The sequence below is a fragment of the Streptomyces sp. NPDC107559 genome, assembly GCF_055657365.1.
This window is the reverse complement of the sequence record NZ_JBVKBD010000013.1, coordinates 140,206-166,454: the sequence shown is the minus strand read 5'-3', so window position 1 is coordinate 166,454 and position 26,249 is coordinate 140,206. Positions and strand designations below refer to the sequence as shown.

Genomic DNA, 26,249 nt, shown 5'->3' with positions numbered 1-26,249 from the left:
CAAGCTCCGCCGCACGAACGCGGCTTGAGTCGTCGTCACTTCGCGCTGGCGCTGCCCTCGGCGCTGCTCGCCGCCGGCTGCGCCGCGCCGTACCGGGGCAGCGGACGGCCCGGTGATCCGATCGTGCTCACCCTGCTGTCGCACTACGCGAGCGGCGAGCTCAAGGACGCCCTCCAGGGCCCGGTCGACGAGTGGAACGCCACCCACGACCGGGTCAAGGTGCGTACGACGGCGGTCGAGTTCACGGATCTGCTGACCACGTTCATGGTGCGGCAGGCCGCGGGCCAGGGCGCCGACATCATCCACCCGTACTGTCTGTGGAACGGCCAGCTCGTCCGGGCCGGCGTCCTGCGGCCCGCGCCGTCCGGGCACGCCGAGGAGATCGGGCGCGGCTACGGCACGGCCGCGGTCGACGCCGTGTCGGTGGGGGGCAGGGTGTACGGCTACCCCACCGAGGTGCAGACGTACGCCCTCTACTACAACGAGCGACTGCTGCGCGCGGCCGGCCTCGGCACCCCGCCGCGCACCTGGCGGGAGCTGGAGGAGGCGGCGTACCGCACCGCGCGCCGGGACCGGTACGGCAACACGCTCGTCCAGGGGTTCGGGCTGTCGACGTACGACGACTCCACCACCGTCGGCCAGACCCTCGCGCTGCTCAACGCGGCCGGGGGCTCGTTCGTCTCGGCGGACGGCCGGAGCACCGCCGTCGACTCGCCCGCCGGCCGTGCCGTGTTCGAGCTGGAGCACCGTCTCGTCGTCAACGGCGCGAGCAGTCCCGGCATCAACGTCTACAAGGCGTTCCAGTCCGGGCAGGCGGCCATGGTGATCAGCGCCGGCTGGTGGACGGCGAGTCTGCGGGCCGGGATGGGCCGGGACTACCGCGATGTCGGTGTCGCGCCCGTGCCCGTCCCGCGGGCGGGCGACCGGCCCGGGACGCTCTGCACCGGCTTCATGATGGGGGTCAACACGGCCAGTGAACACCCGCGCGAGGCCTGGGAGTTCCTGCGCTGGCTCAACGCCGAGAAGGTGGGCGCGCGGACCGCCCGGCAGGGCGCGGTGGCGACCCGGATGAGCTCCTTGCAGGTGTCGGTCGGCTCCCTGACCGGCCGGGCCGACGACATGCGGACCCTGCTGGGCACGGGCGGCGATCCGAACCTGCGCCCGTTCCGGGAGGCGCTGGCGTACGCCGTCCCGGAGCCCAACGTACCGGGCGCGCAGCAGGCCAAGTCCCTGTTGCGCAAGAACATCGAGGCGTTGTGGACCGGTCAGCACTCGGTCGACGAGGCGCTGCGCGCCGTCCGCCGTCAGGTCGACCAGGAGGTGTCGCGGTCGTGGTGAACGTGCTGACCCCGGAGCGGGCCGAGCGGGCGCACGGCCCGCGGCCCGCAGCGCCGGCCGTCCCGGCCCGCGGCCGGACCCGGCGCCGCCAGACCGTCGTGGCCTATCTGTTCCTGGCGCCGACGCTGCTGTTCTTCGCCGTCTTCCTGGTCCTGCCGCTCGGCTTCGCGCTGCTGCTGTCCCTGTCGCACTGGTCGGGGTTCGACCTCGGCGACATCCGTCCGGCCGGCGCGGACAACTTCACCGCTCTGTTCGCGGACGGATCGACGTTCCTGGCGCCCGTCCTCACCAACACGCTGCTGTTCGCCCTGGGCACGGTGGTGCTCGCGCTGGCCGGCTCGCTGACCGTCGCCGCCTGCATCGGCAATCTGCGGTTCCAGGGGCTGTGGCGCACCCTGTACTTCCTGCCGATCGTGACGACGGTCGTCGCCGTCGGCAATGTGTGGAAGTACATGTACGAGCCGGGCGGCCTGGTCAACGGCGTGCTCAACGCCCTCGGACTCGACTCGGTGGCGTTCCTCCAGGACCCGGACACCGCGCTGCCCTCGGTCGTGGTCGTACAGGCCTGGGCGTCGGTCGGCACGGCGATCCTCGTCCTGACGGCCGGGCTGAAGTCCATTCCCGAGTCGTACTACGAGGCCGCGGCGCTCGACGGCGCCGGGCCCGTCACCGTCTTCCGCCGGATCACCCTGCCGCTGCTGCGGCCGTCCCTGCTGCTCGTGTGCGTCACCCAGCTCATCACCGGCCTGCAGTCGTTCGCGCTGATCGTCGTGATGACCCGGGGAGGGCCGGGCGACGCGACCGACGTGGCCGCCCTGGAGATGTACCGGCAGGCCTTCTCCTACGGCGACTGGGGCACGGCGAGCGCCGCCGCGTTCGTGCTGTTCGCGGTGGTCCTCGCGGTCACCCTGCTCCAGTTGTGGATCTTCCGGCGCAGCGGGGAGGACGCGTGATCCGCCGCCGCCGTTTCCCGTGGCTGTCGTATCTGGTGGTCGTGACCGGCGCCGTACTGACGGTGGTGCCGTTCCTCGACATGGTGATGACGTCCTTCAAGGGGCCCGGCGAGTCCGGCACCCTGCCGTACCGGTTCCTGCCCGAGGCGTTCGACCTGGACAACTACCGGGCGGCGATGGACCAGCTCGATCTGCCGGTGCTCTTTCGCAACAGCGTCGTCGCCACCGCCCTGATCACCGGTTCGGTGCTGCTCACTTCGTCGCTCGCCGGATACGCGCTCGCCAAACTCCGCTTCCCCGGCCGGGATCTCGTCTTCCGGCTGGTGCTGTCGACGATGATGTTCCCCCCGTTCCTGTTCTTCGTCCCGCACTTCCTGATCCTGGCGCACTGGCCGCTGGCGGGCGGCAACGACCTGTCCGGGCGCGGCGGGGCGGGGCTGACCGTCAGTGTCTGCGCGCTCGCCATGCCGTTCCTCGTCAACGGCTTCGGGATCTTCCTGATGCGTCAGTTCGTCGTCTCGATCCCGGACGAGGTGCTGGAGGCCGCCCGGATCGACGGTGCCGGCGAGTTCGCCGTGTGGTGGCGGATCGTGGTGCCGCAGACCAAGCCGGTCCTGGTGACGCTCGGTCTGCTCACCTTCGTCGACGCCTGGAACGAGTACATCTGGGCGCTGCTGGTCTCGACCGCCGACCCGGACGTGATGACGCTGCCCGTCGGCATCCAGCTGCTCCAGGACTACGTCGACCCGACCCGCACGATGCCGATCGTGATGGCAGGTCTGGTCCTGAGCGTCCTGCCGGTGCTGGTCCTCTTCCTGCTGCTGCAGAGGTACTACGTCCGCGGCGTGCTGCTCAGCGGCCTCAAGTGAGACCGGCGGATCCGCGGGCGGCCCGCGGGTCCCGAAGCGTCCGGGGCCGCCGCGCACACTGGTGATTCAGCCGATGGCGTCCGCGTCCCGCCCCACGACTCTGGTCGGGTCAAGCACCCGCATCCTCGTCTGGAGGGTTTCATGCGTCGTCGTTCCCCACGCCGGCTTCTCGGCGTTCTCGCGGCCTGCGCGGTCGCGTTCACCCTGTTCTCCTCGGCGTCGACGGCCGGCGCGGCCGACGCCGCAACCACGACCGTCTCCGCCACGCGGGCGGCCGACGCGGCCGCGCAGCCGCTGTCGACCAGCACGCCGGTCGTGTTCGTCCACGGGTACACCGGCAACGCCTCCAACTGGGTCACCGCCATGGCCGTCTTCCAGGCCAACGGCTGGTCCAGCTCCGACCTGTTCGCCTACGAGTACGACTCCTACGGCAACAACATCACCAACGCGCAGGGCCTGGCCACCTTCGTCAACTACGTGAAGGCGCGCACCGGCGCGAGCAAGGTCGCCATCGTCAACCACTCGATGGGCGGCCTGGTCAGCCAGTACTACCTGAAGGTGCTGGGCGGCAACACCAGCGTCAGCCATCTCGCCTCGATCGCCGGCGCCAACCACGGCACGACGTACGCGAGCGCCTGTCTGATCTACACGACGTGCCAGCAGATGTACCCGGGCTCCTCGTTCATCGCCCAGATCACCGCGGGCGACGAGACGCCGGGTGCCACCAAGTACGCCACCTGGTACTCGGCGTGCGACGGCGTCATCATCCCGTACACCAGCACGAAGCTGGACGGCGCGACGAACAACAACGTGGCCTGCCAGACCCACATCGGCTATCTCACCGACACGATCGTGCTCGGCCAGATCGCCCGCTTCGTCGCCTCCTGACCCGCCCCGCCTCGAGGCACCCGGGACGAGCCGCCCGGCCGGCCGCCGTCGCGCCCCTCGCCCGTCCCCTTCCCCGGCGCTCGCGCTGCGGGGGAAGGGGACGGGCCGGTGCCGGAAGGGGCGGCCGGCCGGTCCGCTTCGTGAACTCCATCCCCGACCCCTCCCCACACCGTTCGGTGCGTGGAGCGTGCTCCTTCCCGGCGTCGGACCGGTGGACTCCGTGGCACGGAACGGCGTCACCCGCCCGGGTGAATCCGGCGGCCTCCACTCCCCGTAACCGCATGGCCGTTGCCGCTCGGGGGATGAATCCGGCATCCGATGCGGTTCCCGGCGCCACAAGGAGCCCCTGCGTGCGCTCTGTCGTCTTCACAGCTGATTTCAGCTCCGCGCACCAGTGGGTCGCGGGGCGTTCCTGGGCCTATCCCGACGGCGGCCCGACCAATACCGGCGACAACAAACTGGACCACCTCACCGCCGACCCCGAGTACTCCCGCACGGGCACGTTCCGCGCCCGCCGCCGGCCCGACGGACTGTGGGACACGGGCCTGCTCACCACCGAGGAGAGCGCCGAGGGCTTCATGGTCCGCAGCGGAGACCGCCTGGACACCACGGTCCGGCTGCCCACCGCGCCGGGTGCGTGGCCGGCGATCTGGACCTGGCGGGACGGCGGGAACGAGGTGGACGTCTTCGAGTACCACCCGGACAACCCCGACCTGCTGGAGCTCAGCAACCACGTACGCCGCGAGTACACCTACGTACGTGACGCGGCCGTACGCCCCGGCGCTGTCGTCGACCTGAGCGTGACGTTCGGCGCGCGCAGCGTGATCTGGGCGCTGAACGGCAGGCAGGTCTTCGCCGACGGACGCGGCGTCGGCTCCCGGTGGCGCGCCCACCTCATCGTCAACCTCTCCGTCTGCGCCGGGCGTTACCACCCCGCGCCGGACCCCGACGTCACCGAGATGTCGTACGCGGTCACGAGCCTGGTGGTCCATCGACCCCGGGGAATCCTCCCGGAGCCGGAGGGCGAGGAACCCCTGCAGGCCTGCTGAGACGCGGTCCGCGTCGTCGTCCTCCTGCTGAGGACACGCCGGCTTCCGCGCGACGCCGTGCCCGCCCTGGATCGGCGCAGAGCAGATCAAGGGGTCATGGTGGAGGCACCCGCAGGACCGGGGCGCCGAGGTACTGGCAGGCGAGGAGGGCCACTCCCAGGTCCGTACGGCGTTCGTGGACCGATCGCCCCATGGCCTCCTCCGCCTTGCGGATGCGGTAGTGCACGGTGTTCTTGTGCAGGATCTGGTGATCGGCGGTCGCGGTGTAGCTGCCGCCGGTGGCGAGGAAGATCTGCAGCGTCTCCCGCAGCCGCGCGCAGTGCTCGTCGTCGGCCGCCAGTTCCCCGAGGACGCTCCACACCCAGGCCCGGATGCCGTCCACGTCCTTGCACATCAGGGCGATCGGGGCGACCTGGTGGTACAGGGTGACCCGGCTGCCCTGGCCCGCGGCCACCGCCAGGTCCTGTGCGCGCACCGCCTGGCTGTGCGTGCGGCGAAATCCCTCGACCCCGCGCTCCGGATCCCCCGCGCACGCCAGGGCGGTGGGGTCCGCGTCCTCGACTAGGCGGGCCAGTGCCTCCCAGGGGACGTCGCCACGCGCACCGAGCGGCAGCCAGACCCAGGCCAGCGCCTCGTCCCGGGCGACGAACAGCGGTCTGCCGCAGTCCAGCTCAGCCGCGAGCCTGGTGGCCAGCCGGTCGAGCCGGGCCAGCGCCGCCCCGCGGTGGGACCGCTCGGGCAGCCAGAGCACCAGCCCGAGGTGGCCCTGCCCCAGCCGGTAGCCGAGGACCGACTCCGCCCAGTCCAGGTCCACGGCGTCCCCGCCGAGGATCTCCCGCACCCGTCCGGTGCGGGCCGCGGTCTGGCCCAGCAGCCAGCGGTCGCGTTCGAGCTGGTAGACCTCGATGACCCGCTCACTGACCTGGTCGATGTAGTCGAAGGTGACCGCCAGCATCCGGCGGGTGGCCTCGGCGGAGACCGCGTCCTCGGGGAACCGGTGGCGGAGTTCGTCGAGCGGCCATTGCAGGAAATGGAAGTGGCCGATCCGGTAGGCCCTGACCAGCGCGCTGATGGGGATGTCGCGCTGGGCGAGCCTGCGGGCGTACTCCCATGCCGCCACCGGTCCTTCGGCATGCTCCGGGAAGACGTCGTGTTCGAGGATGTGGAGCATCGTGATGACGTTCTCGGAGACGCTCGCCTGGAGCAGGCCGAGGATGTCCTCATCGCCACTGAGCTGCGGTATCTCCGCGACGATGTGCGTCCAGACATCCCTGCCGAGCTCCGAGGCGTGTCCGCCCAGCGCCGACGCCACGAGCGACAGGCGCATCATGGCCTCGGTGTCACCGACGCCCATGAATTCACGTTACCCCGGTGTCCGCGAGCGGGCAGGACCAAGGCCGGGACGTCCCGGCCGGGACGTCACCCCGGGTTCTTTGGTCGCCGGCACCAGATCCCCGGCAGATGTCGTGTCCGGCGTCCGATGGCTTCCCCGACAACGTCTCCTAGCGTGGGAACGCGGGGCGACGCCATGGAACACGGAGGGGACTCCGGAAGGGAGGCGGACAGATGAATGCGATGCAGGGCACGGCGCCGGCAGGCATCGATCTCGTCACCGTAGGGTCCGCGAACGGGAAACCGGTCGTCCAGCCACCGGTCCTCGGCGGATCCGAGCACACGGACTACTTCCTGCTGAACGACCTGCTGGACGACGAACAGCGAGCCCTCCGCCAGAAGGTCCGGGACTTCATGGACCAGGAGGTCACCCCCATCATCAACCCCTACTGGGAGCGCGCGGACTTCCCCCACGAACTCGTCCCCAAGCTGGCCCGGCTGGGCATCATGGGTTTCCAGATCCAGGGCCACGGCTGCCCGGGGATGAGCAACGTGACGGCCGGCATGGTGATCCTGGAGCTGGCCCGGGGCGACCTCAGCATCTCCACGTTCAGCGGTGTGCACTCGGCTCTGGCCATGACGTCGATCGCGCTTCTGGGCTCGGAGGAGCAGAAGGAGCGCTTCCTGCCGCCGATGGCGCGCCTGGAGAAGATCGGCGCCTTCGGCCTGACCGAGCCCGCCCACGGTACGGACGTGGTCAAGCTGGAGACGACCGCGCGCCGTGACGGCGACGCGTACGTGCTCAACGGCCACAAGCGGTGGATCGGCAACGCGACCTTCGCCGACCACGTGATCATCTGGGCCCGCGGTGAGGACGGCCACGTCGGCGGCTACATCGTCGAGAAGGGCACCCCGGGCTTCGAGGCCGAGGTCATCACGGGCAAGACGGCGCTGCGCTGCGTGCAGAACGCGCAGATCTCCCTCACCGACGTCCGCGTGCCGGCCGAGAACCGCCTGGCGAACGTCAGCACCTTCCGCGACACCGAGAAGGTCCTGCTGGCCTCCCGTTTCTGTGTGGCGTGGGAGGCGATCGGAGCGGCCGTCGCCGGCTACGAGACAGCGCTGGCCTACGCCAAGGAGCGCAAGCAGTTCGGGGTGCCGCTGGCCGCCTTCCAGCTCATCCAGTACCGCCTGTCGCGCATGCTGGCCGACATCACCGACATGCTGTGCATGCAGTACCGGCTCAGCCAGCTCATGGACGAGGGCAAGTACTCGATGCCACGGGTGGCACTGGCCAAGATGCACTACACCGAGCGCGCCAGGGCCATCCTCGCCGACGCCCGCGACATGCTCGGCGGCAACGGCATCATCCTCGACTACCACGTGGCCCGGCACCTGTGCGACATCGAGGCCATCGACACCTACGAGGGCACCGACACGGTGCAGGCACTGATCGTCGGCCGTGACATCACCGGCTACAACGCCTTCGTCCCGATGGCCCCGGGCCACTGAGCGGCGCGGCCGGCTTCCGCCGGGCCACCCGCCGGCGGAGGCCGGGGAGGGGCGGAAGGAGGATCTTTCATGGAAGACACACCACTGCTGGAGGGACTGCACGTCGTCGACCTCGCCAGTTTCATCGCCGGACCCGCCGCGGCCACCGTGCTCGCCGACTTCGGAGCCGATGTCGTCAAGGTGGAACCACCGGGCGTGGGCGACACGTACCGGGCCTTCACCAGGTTCCCGCCGAACCCCAGGGTCGAGGGCGTCAACTACGCGTGGCAGCTGGACAACCGCAACAAGCGCAGCATGGAGCTGAACCTGAAGTCGCCCGGGGCCCGGACGGTCCTGGAGCGGCTGGTGCGGTGGGCCGACGTACTGGTGACCAACTTCCCGCCGCCGACCCGGGCCAAGCTGCATCTGGAGTACGAGGACCTGGCCCCGCTCAACAGCCGGCTCGTCTACGCGGACGTCACCGGCTTCGGCGAGACGGGCCCGGACGCCCATCTGCCCGGCTTCGACGCAACCGCGTACTGGGCGCGCAGCGGTCTGATGGACCTCACCCGCCAGCACGACGCCCCGCCCTCGATCAATGTCTCCGGCGCGGGCGACCATGCCACGGCGATCACCCTGTTCGCCGGGATCATGACCGCGCTCTACCGCCGCGAGAAGACCGGTCAGGGGGCGCGGGTCAGCGCCTCGCTGATCGCCGAGGGAGCGTGGTCGGCGGGCGTGTGGCTCCAGGCGATGCTGGTCGGCGGGAAGAACCCCCGTCCGGTGGACCGGTTCCATCCGCCCAACGCGCTGGCGAACGTGTACCGCACCGCGGACGATCGCTGGCTGCTGCTGGCCTTCGTCAACGAGGACAAGCAGGTGCCTCTGTTCCTGCAGGCCATCGGCCATCCCGAGGCCGTGGAGGACCCGCGCTTCCAGGACACCGCGAGCCGGCACGCCCACGCCGCCGACATCGTCGACCTGCTGGACCGGGCGTTCGCCCGGCACTCGCTGGCCGAATGGCGCGAGCTGCTGGACTCCGCCGGCATCACGTACGGGGTCGTGCAGACGCTGGAGGAGAGCGCGCGCGACCCTCAGCTCCTGGCCAACGGGATTCTGGTGCCGATCGAAGCCACCGGCACCGACTCCCGTCTCACCGTCGACAGCCCCGTACACCTGGACCAGGAGCGGAAGGTCCCCCCGCGCCCGGCTCCCGACCTGGGCGAGCACACCCAGGACGTGCTCGCCGAACTCGGCTTCGACACCGCGGGGGTCGAGGAGCTGCTGGCCTCGGGGGCGATCCCGCCCCTGCGTTCCGCGGACGCGGGATCGGCTCCGCGATGACCGCCTCCGCGACGGCCGTCCCTGCGATGACCGCCTCACCGATGCCCGTCCCCGCGACGGCCGCCGCCGCGGCCGGCGTCGTCGCAGACCGTGCGCAAGACAAGGAACCATCGCCATGGCAGACACTCACGCCTCCGGCCCGCGCACCGTACGGACCGATGAGCACGACGGCGTCCTGGTGATCACCATCGACCGCCCCGAGCGGCGCAACGCCGTCGACGGGGCCACCGCGCGGGCGCTGGCCGATGCCTTCGACCTGCTCGACAGCCGCGACGACCTCACGGTCGGCGTGCTCACCGGCGCCGGGGGCATCTTCAGCGCCGGCATGGACCTCAAGGCATTCGCGGCCGGGGACAGCCCGGTCATCCCCGGCCGGGGGTTCGCGGGGCTCACTCGCGTCGCCCTGGCCACCCCGCTGATCGCGGCCGTCGAGGGCTGGGCGCTGGGCGGCGGCACCGAGATGGCCCTGGCCTGCGATCTCATCGTGGCCTCCCGGGAGGCCACCTTCGGTCTGACCGAGGTGACCTTCGGCCTCGTCCCTCCCGAGGGGGGCATCGTGCGGCTGCCGGAACGCATACCGCGGAACATCGCCCTGGAGATCCTGCTCACCGGTGATCCCCTGTCGGCGACCCGGGCCGAACAGTTCGGCCTGGTCAACCATCTCACCGAACCCGGCGGCGCACTGGGCCGGGCCCTGGAGCTGGCCTCCCACATCGCACGCAACGCCCCGCTGTCGATCGCGGCCGTCAAACGGGCCGTCGACGCACGGACCGCGTTCGACGACCAGGACGCCTTCCGTCAGCAGGACGAGATCGTCGCACCGGTCCTGGCCTCCCAGGACGCGCAGGAAGGGGCGCACGCCTTCGCCGAGAAGCGGCGGCCGCACTGGCTGGGGCGCTGAGGAGCGGCCGACGGATCGGCCCGTGCCGGTCGTCCGCCGATCGTCCGCCGATCGGACACGGTCGCTCGCACCGGCCGGAGGGCTGGGCCCGGAAGTGTCACCGAGCGATAGCCGAGGAGTCACTGTTCACCCCAACTCAGCGTCCCTAGAGTCCAGTTGACGCATCGTGACGCTAGCGTTCACCCAGGAGTCCCGGCGGAGGGACCGCACGGCAGGTGTGCTGGGGGTGAGCGTGGTGGGACGTGGACATGGACCGGTCCTGTCCGCGGCGGCGGTGACGCTGCTGCTCGCGGGATGCACGAACGGCGGGAAGACGGACGGGGACGCCACGCCGAGGGGCGGGGCAAGCGCGGGCGGGCACGGCAGTGCGAGTCCGTCCCCGTCGGCGACGACGGTGGACAGTCCGTACACGCTGGCCGAGTCCGACGCGCCGAAGACGCGGGCCGATGCGGCGGCCTTCGTCCGTGGTCTGACGGTGCAGCCGGACTACTTCGGCCCCGGATTCCGCAAGCGGGTCCCGTACGAGGCGGGCCCGGCCACCTGGGCGGTGCTGGGCGACGACTGCGTGTGGCGGCGCGATCCGCTCCCCGGCACCGTGCTGGCCAGCCTGACCCGGGGTTTCGTACGTCCGCCCCGGGACGGGAAGGGCGCGGTCTACGTGTCGCTCACGGTCACCGTGCACGCGTCGGCGGTCCAGGCGCGCCGGGACATGGCGGTGTCGCTGGAGGAGCCCCTGCGCTGTCCGGTGCAGCAGCTGAACGCGACGGAGCGGGTGCAGGGCATGGCCTCGCGGGGCGACCCGTACAGCGAGCAGCGGACGGCGACGTCCGACGACGATCTGAGCGAGTTCGGCGAGTACGTCGTGGACGGCGACGGCAAGCCACGGCGGTTCGACTGGTTCAAGCACCGGCTCGGCCCGGTGACGGTGGCGGCGACCGTGCGGCACGCCGCCGGTGCCGGTGAGCAGGAGCAGACGGAGGTCACCCAGCAGGCGTTGGAGGGGGTCGCCTTCGTGACGGCGAACGTGGACCGCTTCAACACCGGCGGAGGTCCCGCCGGCAAGGACGCGTCGGCCACGGACGGCTCGGGCGCCGTGGGCGACGAGGCGAGGGGTGCGGGCGATGAGTGAGGGGCTGCGTCGGTCCGACCCGTCCTCCGTGGGCGGCTTCCGGCTGCTGCGGCGGCTGGGTGCGGGCGGGATGGGGGTGGTCTATCTGGGCCGCTCCGAGTCGGGTGCGCTGGCCGCCGTGAAGGTGATCCAGGCCGAGAACACCCTGGACGACGGCTTCCGGGCCCGGTTCGCGCGGGAGGCCGAGTCGGCGCGGCGGGTCGACAGTGCCTGGGTGGTGCCGGTGCTCGGTGCCGACGCCACGGCGCACGACCCGTGGCTGGCGACCGCGTTCGTGGCCGGGCCTTCGCTCGCGGAGGCCGTCGGTGAGCACGGTCCGCTGCCTGCGGCCACCGTACGGGTGCTGGGGACGCTGCTGGCCGAGGCGCTGGCCGCCGTGCACCGGGCCGGTCTGGTGCACCGTGATGTCAAGCCGGGCAATGTCCTGCTGGCCGTGAACGGCCCGCGCCTGATCGACTTCGGGATCGCGCGGGCGGCCGACGACACGGTGCTGACCGCCTCGGGCCTGGTGGTCGGGACGCCGGGCTTCCTCGCCCCCGAGCAGGCCCGGGGCGAGGAGGCGGGGCCCGCGAGCGATGTGTTCGCGCTGGGCTGCGCGCTGGCCTACGCCGCGACGGGGCGGCCGCCGTTCGGCACGGGCACCCCGGACGCGCTGCTGTACCGGACCGTCCACGACGAGCCCGGCCTCGGCGGGGTCACCGGTGAACTGCGCGAGGCGCTGACCGCCTGCCTGGCCAAGGACGCCGAGGCCCGGCCGAGCGCCGAGGAGCTTCGGCTGCGGCTCGCCGAGGACGCCCCCGAGTCGCCCTCGGCCTGGCTGCCGGACCCGGTCGCCCGTACGGTGGCGGCGCGTTCGGCGGAGAGTCTCGCCCTGCCGGACATCGAGCCCACAGTGGTGGACGACCCCGAGACGCCGCCGCGGCCGCGCACGTCCCGTCGCCGCTTCCTGATCGCCGGGGGCGCGCTGCTGCTGGCGGGCGGCGGCACGGGGGCGGCGCTGTGGGCGACGGGCGGCGACGACGGCGAGAAGAAGACCGCCGCCCGTCCGTCGTACGTGCTCGGGGTGCAGGTCACCCGCAGCGGGGCGGCGGCGCACCTGGGCCGGGCCTGCGAGCGTGCCGCGCGGCTGGCCGTCGCCGAGCACAACGCGACCGCCGGTCGCGCCTTCGACCTGCGCGTGCGGGTCCTCGACGACGGCGGAACGGTGGACGGGGCCACCGCCGTCGCGCACGCTCTCGCCGCGGACAGCGCCGTCGTCGCCGTGTTCGGCCCGGTCACCGAGCTGACGCTGCGGGCCGCGTCACGGGTGTACGCGGCGGCGAGACTGACCCATGTCTCCAGCACCACCGGCCAGAACGACTACTACGTCTGGTCCCCGACGGTCACCTTCCAGACCGGGGCGCCTCATCAGGCGACGGGCACGGCGATCGCGCTGCACGCGTTCGCGTCCGGCAGGCTGGGGCGCGTGGGCGTGGTCATCGACCGCTCCGGCGGATCCGTCATGCATGACCAGGGGTCCATTCTGGTCACCCAGTGGCGCGACACGCTCGGCGGCGAGGTGGTGCCCCGGGTCGTGGCCGAAGGCACCGACGACGGTCCGGCGGCGGTACGCGGGCTGCTGGCCGAGGGCATCGACGACTTCGTGTACCTGGGGCCGCTGGAGGCGACCGTCAGCGCCGCGCGGCAGCTCGGCTCGGCGGGCTTCACGGGTCCGCGCTGGATGTCGGCTCTGCTGTACGGATCCGGCTTCCCCGCGCTGGCGGGCGCGGCGGGCGAGGGCTGGATGGTCGTGACGCCCGCCGTGGATCCGACCGTGCTGCGGACGAAGGAGGCCGAGCGTTTCACCGCCGCCTGGCGCAAGCGGTTCGGGGGCGCCCCGGATCCGTACGGCACCGAGGCCTACGACAGTGTCCGCATGCTGCTGCGGGAGTTCGCCGGCACCGTGCCGTCCGGGGGCGGGCGACCGGACCGGGTCGAGCTCGCCGAACGGCTCCACAAGGTCACCTTCCGCGGCATCTCGCGCACGTACACGTTCAACACCTACAACCAGTTCGACTCCACCTCCCAGACCATGGGCAGCGAGACGTATGTGCATCAAGTAGACGGCGGGCGCTTCGTGCAGCTGGGGCCGATCATGCCGAAGCAGGCGAAGGGGTAGCGGACTTGGAGCGGCTCCTGCCCGCCGACCCGTCGTCGCTCGGCGGGCACCGGCTCGTCGGGCGGCTCGGAGCCGGCGGTATGGGCGTCGTCTACCTGGCGCGCTCGCCGCACGGCGCCTGGGTCGCGCTGAAGGTGATCCGTGCGGAGTACGCCGAGGACCCCGGCTTCCTGGCCCGGTTCCGCCGGGAGACGGAGCTGGCGTCCCGGCTGTCGAGCCGGTGGACGGTACCGGTGCTCACGGCCGACGCGGACGCCGAGTCGCCGTGGCTGGCCACCGCCTACGTACCGGGGCTGCCGCTCTCCGAGGCCCTGGCACTGCGCGGGGCCTGGCCGGTGCCCCAACTGCGCACACTGGCAGCCGCGTTGGCCATGGCACTGGAGGACGTGCACCGGGCCGGGCTGGTGCATCGTGATGTGAAGCCGGCGAACGTGCTGCTCGCCGCCGACGGACCGCGCCTGATCGACTTCGGGATCGCGCGGGCCGTGGGGGCGACGGCGCTCACCACGGACGGTTCCGTCGTCGGATCGCCCGGCTATCTCTCGCCCGAGCAGGCCCGCGGCAGGGTGGTGGGACCGGCGAGCGACGTCTTCTCGCTCGGCTGCGTACTGGCCCATACCGCCACCGGACGGCCGCCGTTCGGGACCGGGGGCGCGGCGGCGGTGCTGTACCGGACCGTGCACGAGGAACCGGACCTGGACGGCGTCTCCGGTGAACTCGCCCCGCTGCTGCGGGCCTGTCTGGCGAAGGAGCCCGCACAGCGGCCCACGGTGGCCGAACTCCGCGCGGAGTTCGGCGCGTTCGGCACGCGCTGGTGGCTGCCGGAAGGGCTGCCCGCGCTGGTCGCCGACCGGGCCGCGGCCGTCCTCGATCTGCCGGTGCCGGAGCCGACCGCACTGGCCGGGGCCGACTCCCCCGTCCTGGACGGCCCGTCCCGGCCGTCGCGGCGGCTGATCGTCGCGTCGGCCGCGCTCGGCGTCGCCGCTGCCGGGGGCGCGGGCGCGTGGTGGCGCTGGGGGCGGTCCGGGGCGGCGGCCGGGGCGGCGCGGCCGGTCCGGGCCGTGGGCCTGCTGGGCGACCGGTCCACCGCGGCCGTCCTGGCCCAGGAACGCGGCGCGCGCATCGCGGTGGACGAGCACAACAGCCGGGCCGACCGGGTCTTCGACCTGGTGCTGCGGACGGCCGACGACCGGGGCACAGCGGCCGGTTCCGCCGCCGGTGCGGCCCGGCTGTCCGGCGAGCCGGACCTGCACGCCGTGATCGCCGCGGGCACCAACGCGGTGGTACCCGCGGCCGTGCCGGTGTGCACCGAGGCAGGGGTGTGCCTGTTGGTGACCCGGGCCGACGACGAGAAACTGAACGTCGTCCACACCACCAGCTCCCTGATCCTGCGCTCCACCCGGACCGCCGGCCCCGGCGCTGTGGTGCGCTACCTCAACCGGGTCGTCCGGCCCGCCCGTACGGTCGTCGTCCGTGATCTCGCCGACGAGGACGAGAGCCTGGCGACCGTCCGTATCGTCACCGTGCACGGCAAACTCGACGGCAGGGTCGACGTCGTGGAGGTGCCGGCGGGCGACGGCTTCACCGGGGCCGCGCACGGCATCGCGGCCCGCCCGGACGACGCCGTGCTCTTCGCGGGTGTCACACCCGACCGCGCCGCCGCCTGCGCGCGGGCGCTGACCGCGGCCGGCCACCGAGGGGTACGGGCCGCCTGCGAACACGTCCTTTCCGCGTCCTTCCTGCGGGCGGGCGAGGGCTGGTGGATCAGTACGGCGTACGTCGACGCGGACGCCGATCCCCGCACCCGCGCGTTCGCCGCCGCGTACCGGTCCCGGCACCGCACCGCCACACCGCCGTGGGCCGCCGAGGCGTACGACGCCGTCCGCTACGCCGCGCACGGCCTCGCCACGCCCGGCGGTGCGGAGCGCGAGTCGCTGCGCGCGGAACTCCTGCGCGCACCCTGGCAGGGCGTCACCAGGCGGATCAGCTACGAGAGTCAGTCCCAGTACCTGGAGACCGGCGAGGACGGCGGCTGGTTCCTGTACCACGTCGAGGGCGGCCGGGCACGGTTCGTCGCGCGTCACGACGACATCGGCAAGTCCGCTTAGCAGAGCCGCCGTTCGGCTGCACGCGGAGCCGAACGGGCGGGTGCCGGACCGCTCACGCCCAGGTGGCCGAATTGCTCTCGCTGCACATGCTTCGTTCTTGATGTCACCATCATCCCGCACCCCTGCGTTCACGAAGGCTTCTCAGACTCTGCACGTCCCCCGGCGTGTACGCCCTTGTTAGCAGCGGGAGTTGAGCATGAGTCACGGCCATAGCCATGACCACGGTCACGGTCACCACCACCATCACCACGACAGCGGCGAGGCCACGTCGCTGCCGCCGGCCCTCGACCTGTCGGTCCCGGACGAGGAACTGACCCCCGGACAGCTCTCCCGGCGCTCCATGCTGCGCCGCACGGGTCTGCTCGGTGCCGGTCTGGCGGCGGGCAGCGTGCTGGGCGGTGCGGGCCAGGCCGCCGCGGCGGCACCCGAGTCGATGGCGGCGCACCACGACTCGCACTCCGGCCGCTACCTGTGGCTCGCCGGTGACCACCACATCCACACCCAGTACAGCTCCGACGCCAAGTACCGGGTCATCGACCACGTCCGCCAGGCGAACGCGCACGGCCTGGACTGGATGGTCATCACCGACCACGGCAGCGTCGCGCACGCCAAGATCGGTGTGGAGAAGGTCAACCCGGACATCGTCGCGGCCCGTGACCAGATCGACGACACGCTCGTCTTCCAGGGTCTGGAGTGGAACATCCCGGCCGCCGAGCACGGCACCGTCTTCGTGCACCCGGGCAAGAACGAGGTCGCGGTGCTGAAGGAGTTCGAGAACTCCTTCGACGGCAGCGTCAAGGGCGCCTCCGCCAGCAGCCCGGCCAACGAGGCGCTCGCCATCTCGGGCCTCAACTTCCTCGCCGAGCAGGTGCAGCGCCGCAAGGTGAAGGACGTGCTGTTCCTCGCCAACCACCCGGCGCGCAAGGGCATCGACTCCCCGCACGAGATCCGCGGCTGGCGTGACGCGCAGCCGACCATCGCCGTCGGCATGGAGGGCGCCCCCGGCCACCAGGCGGCCGGCATACCCGCCCCGCTGGGCGCGGGCTCCGGGCGTGGCATCTACGACAACAGCCCGAGCGCCGACTCCTTCGGCGGGTACCCGTTGGAGAGCTACCGCACCTGGGGCGGCTTCGACTGGATGACCGCCACCGTGGGCGGTCTGTGGGACAGCCTGCTGGCCGAGGGCAAGCCGTGGTGGGTCACGGCGAACTCCGACTCCCACAACGTGTACGCCGACACCGCGGTCCGCGGCCCCAACGGCGACTTCAACGCCAACGGCCGTTACGAGGACCCGGTCTACGGTGGCACCCTGAACGTCACGGACACCGACTTCTGGCCCGGCCAGTACTCCCGCACGCACGTCGGCGCCGCCTCCTTCTCGTACAAGGCGGTCATGGACGGCATCCGGGCCGGCCGGGTGTGGGTGGACCACGGCGGGCTCATCAGCGGCCTGAACGCGCAGCTGCGCTCCGGAAGCCGCGCGGTCACGCTGGGCGGTGTGCTCACCGTGCGCCGCGGCAGCCAGGTCGACCTGGTCGTCGAGATCAGTCTCGCCAACGGCCCCAACTGGGCCCAGTTCGTGCCGAAGCTGGCCCGGGTCGACGTCGTCCAGGGCGACGTGACCGGTCCGGTCGCCGACAAGGACACGTTCGTCACCCCGGCCACCAAGGTCGTGAAGTCCTTCGAGGTGAACAAGTCCACCGGCGCGGTGCGTCTCACCTACTCCCTCGGCCGGGTGGACAAGCCGGTGTACCTGCGGCTGCGCGGCACCGACGGCAACCGCTCGGCGGTCGGCCTGCGCGGCGCGGCCGTCGACCCGGCAGGTCCGGCGATGGACGTCATCGGCGACGCCGACCCGTGGAAGGACCTGTGGTTCTACTCCAACCCGATGTGGGTCCTGCCCTCATGACACGCGCGCACGGCGCCGCCGGCGTCCACACCGTCATCGGGGTGGACGCCGGCTCGGCGAACCTGCGGGAGGCCGATCACCTGATCCACCACCTGGTGGACGGGTTCGGCCTCCCGCCGGGCACCGTCGCCTGCACCCATCTGATCCGCACCGACGAGCGCCGCAGCACGGCCGTGTCGCTGGCCCTGCCCGACGGCGGGGCGGCGGAGGCCGCGTGGACGCGTGTCGTCGACTGGGCGGGTCCGGACACCGGCGCCGCCTTCGGGGAACGGACGCACGGCTCGCCGCAGGCGGCCCGTGCGGCGCGGCTGGCCGCCGAGGAACATGCCGGTCGCCGGGCCGGGCGGGCCGTGTCGTATCCGGGCGTGGACGCTCTCGCCGGGACCGTCACCGTGGCCGACCTGCTCGGCCTGAGCGCCGTGGACCAGGTCGTCGTGGTCGGCGCGCCGTCGGCGGACGGCGGCGGGCCCGACCCGGCCACCGCGGTACACACCCGCGGCCATGTGCGCCCCGAGTGGCGCGACGGCCGGCTCGCCCTGGCCCTGGTCCCGGCCGTAGGCGGCGCGCTCGCCCCGTTCGAGGTGCCCAACCCCACCCCCTGCTGCGCCGACCACGGGTGACGGCGTCCTGAAGCTCCGCCGGGTGCCCTGCACGGCACCCGACGGGCCCGCGGGCCGGACCAGGGCCGCGCGTCCGGGCCGGACCAGGGCCGGGCACCGGGGCGGCGCGCCGGGTGCCCTTGGGTCAGGCCGCGTTCCCGGCGTTGCGCAGGCGGGCGAACGACGTGTCCAGACCTCTCTTCATCAGTCGGGAGAGCGGTCGTTCGACCAGGCGGTGCACCAGCCAGCTCAGCACCAGGAATCCGGCGATGACGGTCAAGACCAGCAGCCGGGCGTCCATGGTGTCCCGCAGCCGGTTGATCAGCGTCGTACCGGCCGCGTAGTGCATCAGGTAGAAGGGGTAGGTCAGCGCGCCCGCGGTGACGAGCCACTTGCCGTGGACCCGGTCGGTCGCACCGAGCGCTATCGCCACCATGACCAGCAGGAACAGGCTGAAGATCAGTACGCTGCCCCGCCAGCCGGAGACGCGCTCGACGTGGTCGATCCGGTTGCCCAGCTCCAGTTGGCCCATCAGCCACGCCATGCCGAGGATGCCCCACAGCAGCAGGTCCTGGCCGAAGCGGTGCATGAGATAGAGGGCCAGCCCGGCGATGAAGTACCAGGCGCCCTGCGGGTTGGCCGCCAGCACCAGCAGCCGGAACCCGGAGGCCGGGGCGATCATCGCGGCGGCGCCCCACACGCAGCAGAACACCACGACCTTGCGGTAGGTCAGCCCGGTGGCGACGACCGCGAGGAACAGCAGATAGAAGCGCAGTTCGGACCAGAGGGTCCAGTACACGCCGTCGATGTTCGACACGCCCGAACCGGACTGCAGCATGGTGAAGTTGAGCAGGACCTCGCGCGTCCGCTGCGGTTCCCACACTCCCGGCAGGGCCATCACGACGGCCGTGGTGACCCCGATGGCGACCCAGTACGCGGGATACAGCCGGATGACCCGCGAGACGAAGAACTGCCGCGGGGTGCGGCCCCAGCACGACATGCAGATGACGAAGCCGCTGATCACGAAGAAGATCTCGACGCCGATCCAGCCGTAGGCGCCGAAGCGGAACACCGTGGGCATGATGTCGGACACCGGCCTGTTCCAGATGAGGTTGGCCGGCTGGTCGACCCGCCAGGTGCCCGCGTAGTGATGCACCGCCACCATCAGCGCGGCCAGCAGGCGCAGCCCGTCGATGGCGTACAGCCTGCCGCTACCCCGTCCGCCCGCGGCGGCGCGCTTCGCCTGCGCCGCGGCGGTTCCCGACCGCTGTCCGGCCGGGGCGAGCGAGGAGAACGGTCTGCGCAGCCCGACGGCTAACTGTCCCGCTGCCGACGACGATCTGCGGGCGGTGACGGGCGTTGCCCCCACGCCCGTCACGACACGTTCAGACATGCGAATTCCCATCAGGTTTATGACCAGGAAATGGCGCGCGAAATCCCACACGCATAGCATGGGCTCAGAACTCACCCCTGAGACACCCGTCACTCCCGGATGGTTGTACGCCCAATCACCCTTCGACCCGACCAGATCCGGACCGCCCCGTTCCAGTCGAGGTCCACCTGAGCGGAATCGCGAATTCCCTTGCCCTGCGGGCTTTTTGGGGACGCGGAGCCCCTGCCGGACGAACCCGATCCTGCACACCCCACAGGGCGACGCGACCCTCCTGGCACATCGACGACATACCTGCGGGGCACAACCGGACGCGGCCGAGCCGCTTTCCGACACCCGGCAGACCGGACCCGATTCATGTCCTGTACATCTCACGCCAGTTCATAACCGTGATCAAGATCGGGCACGGCTATCGCGCGACCGCGGCATACGGAACCATGAAGCATGCGCTCGGACGGCTGGCACCTCACCGAAGACCTCGACGAATTCCTCGCCCGGAGCGGGGACTTCCTGCGCACGCGCCCCGCGCTGCACACGGTCGCGCTCACGGTGACCGAGACACTGCGCGTGCGCGGGATGCACACGTACGGCCCCGAAGCTCCCGTCTTCGGTCTCCTGAGGCAGGCGGGCGAGGTCCGGGCCGCCTGCCTGCGCACCCCGCCCCAGAGCCTGAGCCCGACCCGCCTCACCCCGGAGCAGGCCGACAGCCTCGCGACCCGCCTGGCCGGCCTCGGCCACCGCCTCCCCGGCGTCAACGCGGACCACGACACCGCCGCCGCCTTCGCCGAGGCCTGGCAGCGGCACACCGGCGCGACACCGACCCTCCACAAGCGCCCCCGCCTGTACCGACTCGGCGAGCTCGCCCCGGCCCAGCCGCTCCCGGGCGGTAGGGCACGCATCGCGGGCCCTCAGGACCGCGAGCAACTCATGCACTGGTACCGCGAGTTCACCGCCGCCGTCGGAATCGCCCAGTCCATGGACGCCGGTTCCTGGGCCGACGCGCGGATCGCCCGCGCGGGCATCACGTTCTGGGAGGCCCCGGACGGCACACCCGTCTCGATGGCGGGCGCGACCGCGATGGTCGCCGATCAGATCCGGGTGGCCCCCGTGTACACCCCGGCCCGGCTGCGCGGGCACGGCTACGCGGCGGCGGTGACCGTCGAGGTGAGCCGGGCCGCCCTGGCCGCGGGCGCGAAGGAGGTCGTCCTCTTCGCCGACCTGGCCAACCCCACCAGCAACGGCCTCTACCGCCGTGTCGGCTATCTGCCGGTCGCCGACTTCGCCGTGTACGAGTTCTCGGAGCCCTCGGCGGCAGACGTTCCCGGCCGGACCGGCTGACCTGGAGAAGACCACCGGACTGACGGTCCGTCAACCTCCGTACCTGCTCGCCGGGTGAACGTGCCGGTCGGCGCGATGACGGCCCTCGGCCGGGCGTCGGCGCATCAAGCGGAGGTCGGTTCCCGTTCCGCGGGCGTTCAACTCGTGGTGCCTGCACGCGCTGTGTGGTGTCTCTATGTTTCCTGAGGGTTTTGACGGAGGGGGCTATGGACACTCTTCTTGCAGTCCGGGCTCGTGGGATCACCCGATACTTCGGTGACGTCGTCGCACTCGACGGTGTCGATCTGGATGTGGCGCAGGGGCAGATCCACGGCCTGGTCGGACCGAACGGCGCCGGGAAGACGACCCTGCTCGGCCTCCTGCTGGGGCTGGCCGTCGCCGACAGCGGCCGCCTGGAGGTCCTGGGGACGCCGGTCGGCCGGGCGCTCGCCGTCCCCGACGGGGTCGCCGGATTCGTGGACGGCCCCGGTCTCTACCCCGCGCTCACCGCCCGGCAGAACCTCGCCGCGCTGGCCGCCCTGCGCGGCCGTACGGCACGGACGGCGGGCATCGACGACGTGCTCGACCAGGTCGGGCTCACCGATGTCGCCGACGACCGGGCCCGCGGTTTCTCCCTCGGCATGCGGCAACGGCTCGGACTCGCCGCCGCCCTGCTCACCAGGCCGAGGCTGCTCGTGCTCGACGAACCCTCCAACGGTCTCGACCCGGCCGGGAAGCGGCATGTGCACCGAGTCCTGACCCGGCTCGCGGCGGACGGGACCGCCATCGTGCTGTCGAGTCACCGTATGGACGACGTCGAGGCGTTGTGCTCGGACGTCACCCTGCTGGCCACCGGGCGGGTCGTCTTCTCCGGTCCGCTGAGCAAGCTGGCCGCCGAGAGCCGTGAACTGGACTACCGGCTGCTCACCTCCGACCCGCGGGCCGCCCGCGCGCTGGCCCTGAGCACGCCCGGCATCGCGGTCGTCGACGACGGCGGAACACCGACCGCCGCGGCGGCACCGCACGACGCACCGGCACCCTCACCCTCGAGCACCGTGCCCGTGCAGCGCGGCACCCCGGCGCGGTACGGGGCCGACGCGTTCGTCGTGAGCGCGCTGGTGCCCGCGCTCGACGTCCTGGTGGCGCGGATCGTACGGGCGGGCATCGCGGTGCGTGAGCTGGCCCCCGTGGTGTCGCCGCTGGAGGCCGCGTTCCTGGCCCTGACCGAACAGCAGGAGGCCGACCGATGACCACCGACGCCGCCGCCGCGGACGCCGCCACCGGTACCCCTGCCGACGACCGGGCCGACGCCGGCGGCGACCCGGGCAGGATCCGCGCCGTCCCGGTGGCGCGCGGCTTCCGCTTCGAACTGGTCAAGCTGTTCGCCCAGTGGCGGATCCGGCTGCTGGTGCTGGCCTGCTGGATCGCGCCGGCGCTGTTCGTCGCGGCGGTGAGCCGGCAGAGCACGCTGCCCTCCGACACCCTCTTCGGCCGCTGGATGCACGCCACGGGGTGGGCCGGGCCGCTGGTGATGCTCGGTTTCGCGGGCACCTGGGCGCTGCCGCTGCTGACGTCGGTGGTCGCCGGTGACGTGTTCGCCGCCGAGGACCGGCTCGGCACGTGGCGTCATCTGCTGGTGGCGGTCCGCTCGCCCCGGCGCATCTTCGCGGCGAAGGCGCTGGCCAGTCTCACCGTCATCGTCTCGCTGGTGGTGGGAATGGCGTGCTCCAGCATGGTCGGCGGGCTCGTGGCGGTCGGCAACCAGCCGCTGATCGGCCTCGACGGCCATGTGCTGGCCCCTTCGGACGCCGCCGGTGAGGTCGTCCTCGCCTGGGTGTGCGCGCTCGCGCCGACGCTGGCCCTCGCCGCGATCGGACTGCTCGGATCAATCGCGCTGGGGCGCTCGCCGATGGGGCTGCTGCTGCCCGCGCTGGTCGCGCTCACGATGCAGCTCGCCCAGATGCTGCCGCTGCCGGTGGCCGTGCGGCTCGCCCTGCCCGGCTATGCGTTCATCGCCTGGAGCGGTCTGTTCACCAGCCCTGCGCAGCTCGGCCCGCTCCTCGTCGGCGTCACGGTGAGCCTGGTGTGGGCGGTGACCGCGACCGTGCTGGCGTACCTCCTCTTCCTGCGGCGCGACTTCACCAACCCGTCCTACGACGGCCCGGGGCGCCGGGCGCTGACCGTCGGTGTGCTCCCGCCGGTCTGCCTGCTGGTCCTCACGGTCGTGGCGGTCGCCGTGGTGAGGCCGTCCATGGGTTCCGGGGTCGAGCAGGACAAGGTCCAGCGGTCGGTCGCCACGGCGTTCGCGCATCTGTACCGCCTCCAGACGGAGCAGCTGAACCGCCCGGCCGTCACCGAGGCGCAGCTGCGGGTCACGGCCGCGTGCGACAAGGGCGCCGGCCGCAGCGCCGCCCAGGGGCCGGGCAACGACTGGCGCTGTGTCGTCACCTGGCATCTCCCCGGCGTCCAGGCCCCGGGGACCGCGATCTACCAGCTCGACCTCACCTCGGACGGCCGGTACATGGCCGACGGTGACGGACCGAAGGAAGTGAACGGCTACTTCCTGGTGCGGACCCCGACCGGGGACGCGCCCAACCCGCTGTGGCAGTTCGACGGCAATGTCGAGCTGCTCTCCACCACGCCGAAGGGATGAGTCCATGCAGGTGACGCGCCGGCGGCGGCACGACGAGAGAGGTTCCTTCGTCGTTCTCGGCAGACCCATAGGCCGCCGGATCACGTTCGTGACCGGGGGCCTCACCGCGCTCGCCGTGGCGGCCGCGGGCACCGCCTTCGCCCAGACCCACCAGTTCGGCACCGACCAGGTCGGCCAGGTCACCGCCCGGGGCCAGGTCGTCTCCAGCGACCAGTACATCGCCCCCTACGGCGAGCGTCTGGTCGTGAACAACGGCAAGATCATGTCGTCCGCGGTCAGCCCGGACGGCACCCACCTCGCGGCCTCGGTCGCCGACGGCGGGATGGCGCTGGCCCTCGTGGACCTCAAGAGCTGGAAGGTGCAGCAGCTCGTCGGCACCTCCGCGTCGGCGGACCTGCGTATCAGCAGCAACGCCGTGGGGCAGGAGGCTCCGGCGTACTCCCCCGACGGCAAGCAGCTGTGGCTCGGCCAGACCGACGGCTACACGCGCTTCACCGTGAACGCGGACGGCACCCTCGCGAGCCCGACGTCCGTACGGATCCCGGTGGACGGGCCCCGGCACGCCCTGGCGGCCCAGGCCGTGTTCTCGCCCGACGGGTCCACCGTGTACTCCGCCGTCAACGGGCAGAACCGGGTGGTCGCGATCGACGCGGCGACCGGGACCGTCCGGCAGAGCTGGGCCGTGGGCAACGCCCCGCGCGGCATCGCCGAGGCCGGCGGCAAGCTCTACGTGAGCAACGAGGGCGGGCGCCCGGCACAGCCCGGCGACACCACGATCAACTCGTACAACACCCAGGTGCCGGCCGACCCGGTCACCGCGGCCACCACCACCGGCACGGTCAGCGTCATCGACCTGGCGGACCCGGCCGCCGCCGTCAGGAGCATCGACGTCGGGCTGCATCCGACCGCGGTGTACGCGGCGAAGGGCGCGGTGTTCGTCACCGACACCGCCACCAACGACGTGTCGGTCATCGACACCGCCCGCGACAAGGTCGTACAGACCATCGCCACCCGGCCGTGGCCGGAGGCGTCGGTGGGTTATGAGCCCGACGCGGTGACCCTCACCGGCGACGGCCGTCTGCTGGTGACGCTCGGCCGCGCCAACGCGGTCGCCGTCTACCGCTACACCAGCCCGCAGGAGCCGGTCGGTTACGTCGGTCTGCTCCCGACGGACTACTTCCCCGCCGAGATCGCCACCGTCGGCGACACCGTCGTGGTCTCCAACACCCGCGGGATCGACGCCCGTCGGCCCACCGGCAGCGCCGGGCACGGCACGCACGACACGACGTCCAGCCTGACGCGGTTCACCCTGCCGAGCGACCGGGTCATCAGGTCCGAGACCGCCAAGGTGTTCCGGCAGAACGGCTGGACCCCGCGCGCGGTCACCCTCGCCAACAGCCGCGGCAAGGCGAAGCCGGTGCCGGTCCCGGCGCGGCTGGGCGACCCGTCGACGATCAAGCACGTCTTCCTGATCGTCAAGGAGAACCGCACCTACGACCAGGTCTTCGGTGACCTGCCACAGGGCAACGGGGCGCCCGCGCTGGCGGAGTTCGGCGAGAACGTGACGCCGAACCAGCACGCGCTGGCCGAGCGGTTCGGCCTCTACGACAACACGTACGACATCGGTACGAACTCCGCCGAGGGCCACAACTGGCTGATGCAGGCGGACAATCCGGAGTACACCGAGTCCTCGGCCGGTGAGTACCTGCGCAGTTACGACACCGAGGACGACGCGCTCGGCCATCAGCGGACCGGGTTCCTGTGGACCGGGGCGCAGGCGGTCGGCAAGTCCGTCCGGGACTTCGGCGAGTTCCAGCAGTTCCTGACCAAGCCGTCGGGCGCTAGCTGGCAGAACCTGTACTGCGACGCGAAGAACATGGGCGCGACCGGGCAGGGCACCGCCTACCCGCTGAACTCGTCCTCGCCGATCCCGTCGCTCAACAGCGTGTCGGTGCCCGGCTTCCCGAAGTTCGACACCAGCATCCCGGACATCTACCGCGCCGAGATCTGGAAGCAGGACTTCGAGAAGAACGGCCCGGCGAACCTGAACATGTTCTGGCTCTCCAGCGACCACACCGGCGGCCCGGCGAACGCGGCGGCCCAGGTGGCGGACAACGACCTCGCGACCGGCCGGATCGTCGACGAGATCTCGCACAGCAAGTACTGGAAGGACTCGGCGATCTTCGTGGTCGAGGACGACTCCCAGGCCGGTCTCGACCACGTCGACGGCCACCGCGCCCCGATCCAGATCATCAGCCCCTGGGCCCGGCACGGTGTCGTCGACAGCCACTACTACACGCAGATCACGATGATCCGGACCATCGAGCAGATCCTCGGGATCCACCCGATGAACCAGAAGGACAGTGCGGCCGACCCGATGCGTGCGGCGTTCAGCCGGAAGCCGGACTACGCGCCGTTCGAGGCGCTGCCCAACCGGACCTCGCTGACCGCGGGTCTGAGCACGCCGCCCGCCTGCGGTGTGGACACCCCGGCGCCGCAGGACCCGACCGCGGCGGCCGCGCCGAAGGCGATCGTGCCGGTGGCCGAGCAGGCGGTCGCCAAGGCGTGGGACACCTGGAGGTCGCACCAGCGGCTGACGGGTCCCCATGCCGTGCCCGACTTCGCCAACCCCGCGCAGATGAACCACTTCACGTGGTACCAGACGCACGACTGGGCGAAGCCGTACCCCGGCGAGGCGCGCATCTTCCGGCCCGAGGACGTGCCGGGTGCCTACATCCCGTCGTCGGAGTCCGACGGCTGACGCGGAGTCCGGCTGGGCCGAGTCGAACTGAGCCGAGCCGATCCGACGGGTCGGCAGGCC

19 protein-coding genes are annotated in these 26,249 nt (G+C 71.9%); 17 read left to right on the top strand and 2 right to left on the bottom strand.

What is annotated here, in order from left to right; translation table 11 throughout:
* Nucleotides 1–24 precede the first annotated feature (24 nt).
* The 5 genes from ACZ7OY_RS31715 (at nt 25) to ACZ7OY_RS31695 (ending at nt 5,097) form a co-directional block, all read left to right on the top strand.
* Nucleotides 25–1,338 (top strand): ABC transporter substrate-binding protein, encoded by a 1,314-nt coding sequence (locus ACZ7OY_RS31715; RefSeq protein WP_471914612.1) that lies wholly within the window; start codon nt 25–27, stop codon nt 1,336–1,338.
* Nucleotides 1,332–2,291, top strand: coding sequence for a carbohydrate ABC transporter permease (locus tag ACZ7OY_RS31710; protein ID WP_471914611.1), 960 nt, complete (start codon nt 1,332–1,334; stop codon nt 2,289–2,291). The genes ACZ7OY_RS31715 and ACZ7OY_RS31710 overlap by 7 nt, the downstream gene beginning before the upstream one ends.
* Nucleotides 2,288–3,160 carry a carbohydrate ABC transporter permease gene (locus ACZ7OY_RS31705; RefSeq protein ID WP_471914610.1) on the top strand — a complete coding sequence of 291 codons (873 nt, stop codon included), beginning with the start codon at nt 2,288–2,290 and terminating at the stop codon, nt 3,158–3,160. The genes ACZ7OY_RS31710 and ACZ7OY_RS31705 overlap by 4 nt, the downstream gene beginning before the upstream one ends.
* A gap of 141 nt (nt 3,161–3,301) precedes the next feature.
* Nucleotides 3,302–4,048 (top strand): esterase/lipase family protein, encoded by a 747-nt coding sequence (locus ACZ7OY_RS31700; RefSeq protein WP_471914609.1) that lies wholly within the window; start codon nt 3,302–3,304, stop codon nt 4,046–4,048.
* A 302-nt stretch (nt 4,049–4,350) separates the two neighbouring features.
* Nucleotides 4,351–5,097: a LamG domain-containing protein gene (locus tag ACZ7OY_RS31695; protein ID WP_471914608.1), complete on the top strand. Its 747-nt coding sequence runs from the start codon at nt 4,351–4,353 to the stop codon at nt 5,095–5,097.
* A 94-nt stretch (nt 5,098–5,191) separates the two neighbouring features.
* On the opposite strand, the gene ACZ7OY_RS31690 is transcribed toward ACZ7OY_RS31695, so the two are convergent.
* Entirely contained in the window at nt 5,192–6,451 is a 1,260-nt protein-coding gene (locus ACZ7OY_RS31690; RefSeq protein WP_471914607.1) for a PucR family transcriptional regulator, read from the bottom strand.
* 212 nt (nt 6,452–6,663) lie between these two features.
* Between ACZ7OY_RS31690 and ACZ7OY_RS31685 the strand changes: the two genes are divergently transcribed.
* From ACZ7OY_RS31685 to ACZ7OY_RS31650, 8 genes are all read left to right on the top strand, one after another.
* Complete coding sequence (locus ACZ7OY_RS31685) at nt 6,664–7,941, top strand: acyl-CoA dehydrogenase family protein (RefSeq protein ID WP_471914606.1); 1,278 nt, start codon at nt 6,664–6,666, stop codon at nt 7,939–7,941.
* 69 nt (nt 7,942–8,010) lie between these two features.
* A complete protein-coding gene (locus ACZ7OY_RS31680; protein WP_471914605.1) occupies nt 8,011–9,264 on the top strand; it encodes a CaiB/BaiF CoA transferase family protein in 1,254 nt (417 codons plus the stop codon).
* A 115-nt stretch (nt 9,265–9,379) separates the two neighbouring features.
* Nucleotides 9,380–10,165 (top strand): crotonase/enoyl-CoA hydratase family protein, encoded by a 786-nt coding sequence (locus tag ACZ7OY_RS31675; RefSeq protein ID WP_471914604.1) that lies wholly within the window; start codon nt 9,380–9,382, stop codon nt 10,163–10,165.
* Between the two features lie 235 nt (nt 10,166–10,400).
* The gene (locus tag ACZ7OY_RS31670) at nt 10,401–11,294 is read left to right on the top strand and encodes a hypothetical protein (RefSeq protein ID WP_471914603.1); all 894 of its coding nucleotides are present in this window, start codon (nt 10,401–10,403) and stop codon (nt 11,292–11,294) included.
* Nucleotides 11,287–13,452 (top strand): bifunctional serine/threonine-protein kinase/ABC transporter substrate-binding protein, encoded by a 2,166-nt coding sequence (locus ACZ7OY_RS31665; protein ID WP_471914602.1) that lies wholly within the window; start codon nt 11,287–11,289, stop codon nt 13,450–13,452. The genes ACZ7OY_RS31670 and ACZ7OY_RS31665 overlap by 8 nt, the downstream gene beginning before the upstream one ends.
* 5 nt (nt 13,453–13,457) lie before the next feature.
* Nucleotides 13,458–15,560, top strand: a complete 2,103-nt coding sequence (locus ACZ7OY_RS31660; protein WP_471914601.1) for a protein kinase domain-containing protein — start codon at nt 13,458–13,460, stop codon at nt 15,558–15,560.
* Between the two features lie 196 nt (nt 15,561–15,756).
* Entirely contained in the window at nt 15,757–17,469 is a 1,713-nt protein-coding gene (locus ACZ7OY_RS31655) for a PHP domain-containing protein (protein WP_471914600.1), read from the top strand.
* Nucleotides 17,466–18,089: a hypothetical protein gene (locus ACZ7OY_RS31650; protein WP_471914599.1), complete on the top strand. Its 624-nt coding sequence runs from the start codon at nt 17,466–17,468 to the stop codon at nt 18,087–18,089. Before ACZ7OY_RS31655 ends, ACZ7OY_RS31650 begins: the two co-directional genes overlap by 4 nt.
* A gap of 124 nt (nt 18,090–18,213) precedes the next feature.
* Here the strand turns inward: ACZ7OY_RS31650 and ACZ7OY_RS31645 are convergent, their stop codons facing one another.
* Entirely contained in the window at nt 18,214–19,461 is a 1,248-nt protein-coding gene (locus tag ACZ7OY_RS31645) for an acyltransferase family protein (protein WP_471914598.1), read from the bottom strand.
* A gap of 441 nt (nt 19,462–19,902) precedes the next feature.
* Between ACZ7OY_RS31645 and ACZ7OY_RS31640 the strand changes: the two genes are divergently transcribed.
* The 4 genes from ACZ7OY_RS31640 to ACZ7OY_RS31625 all read left to right on the top strand — a co-directional run bounded on the left by ACZ7OY_RS31640 (nt 19,903) and on the right by ACZ7OY_RS31625 (nt 26,189).
* On the top strand, nt 19,903–20,796 hold the full coding sequence (locus ACZ7OY_RS31640; RefSeq protein ID WP_471914597.1) for a GNAT family N-acetyltransferase: 894 nt from the start codon (nt 19,903–19,905) through the stop codon (nt 20,794–20,796).
* Nucleotides 20,797–21,002: 206 nt separating this feature from the next.
* Nucleotides 21,003–22,025, top strand: a complete 1,023-nt coding sequence (locus tag ACZ7OY_RS31635) for an ABC transporter ATP-binding protein (RefSeq protein ID WP_471914596.1) — start codon at nt 21,003–21,005, stop codon at nt 22,023–22,025.
* Nucleotides 22,022–23,428 carry an ABC transporter permease gene (locus ACZ7OY_RS31630; protein ID WP_471914595.1) on the top strand — a complete coding sequence of 469 codons (1,407 nt, stop codon included), beginning with the start codon at nt 22,022–22,024 and terminating at the stop codon, nt 23,426–23,428. Before ACZ7OY_RS31635 ends, ACZ7OY_RS31630 begins: the two co-directional genes overlap by 4 nt.
* 4 nt (nt 23,429–23,432) lie before the next feature.
* A complete protein-coding gene (locus tag ACZ7OY_RS31625) occupies nt 23,433–26,189 on the top strand; it encodes an alkaline phosphatase family protein (protein ID WP_471914594.1) in 2,757 nt (918 codons plus the stop codon).
* Nucleotides 26,190–26,249 lie beyond the last annotated feature (60 nt).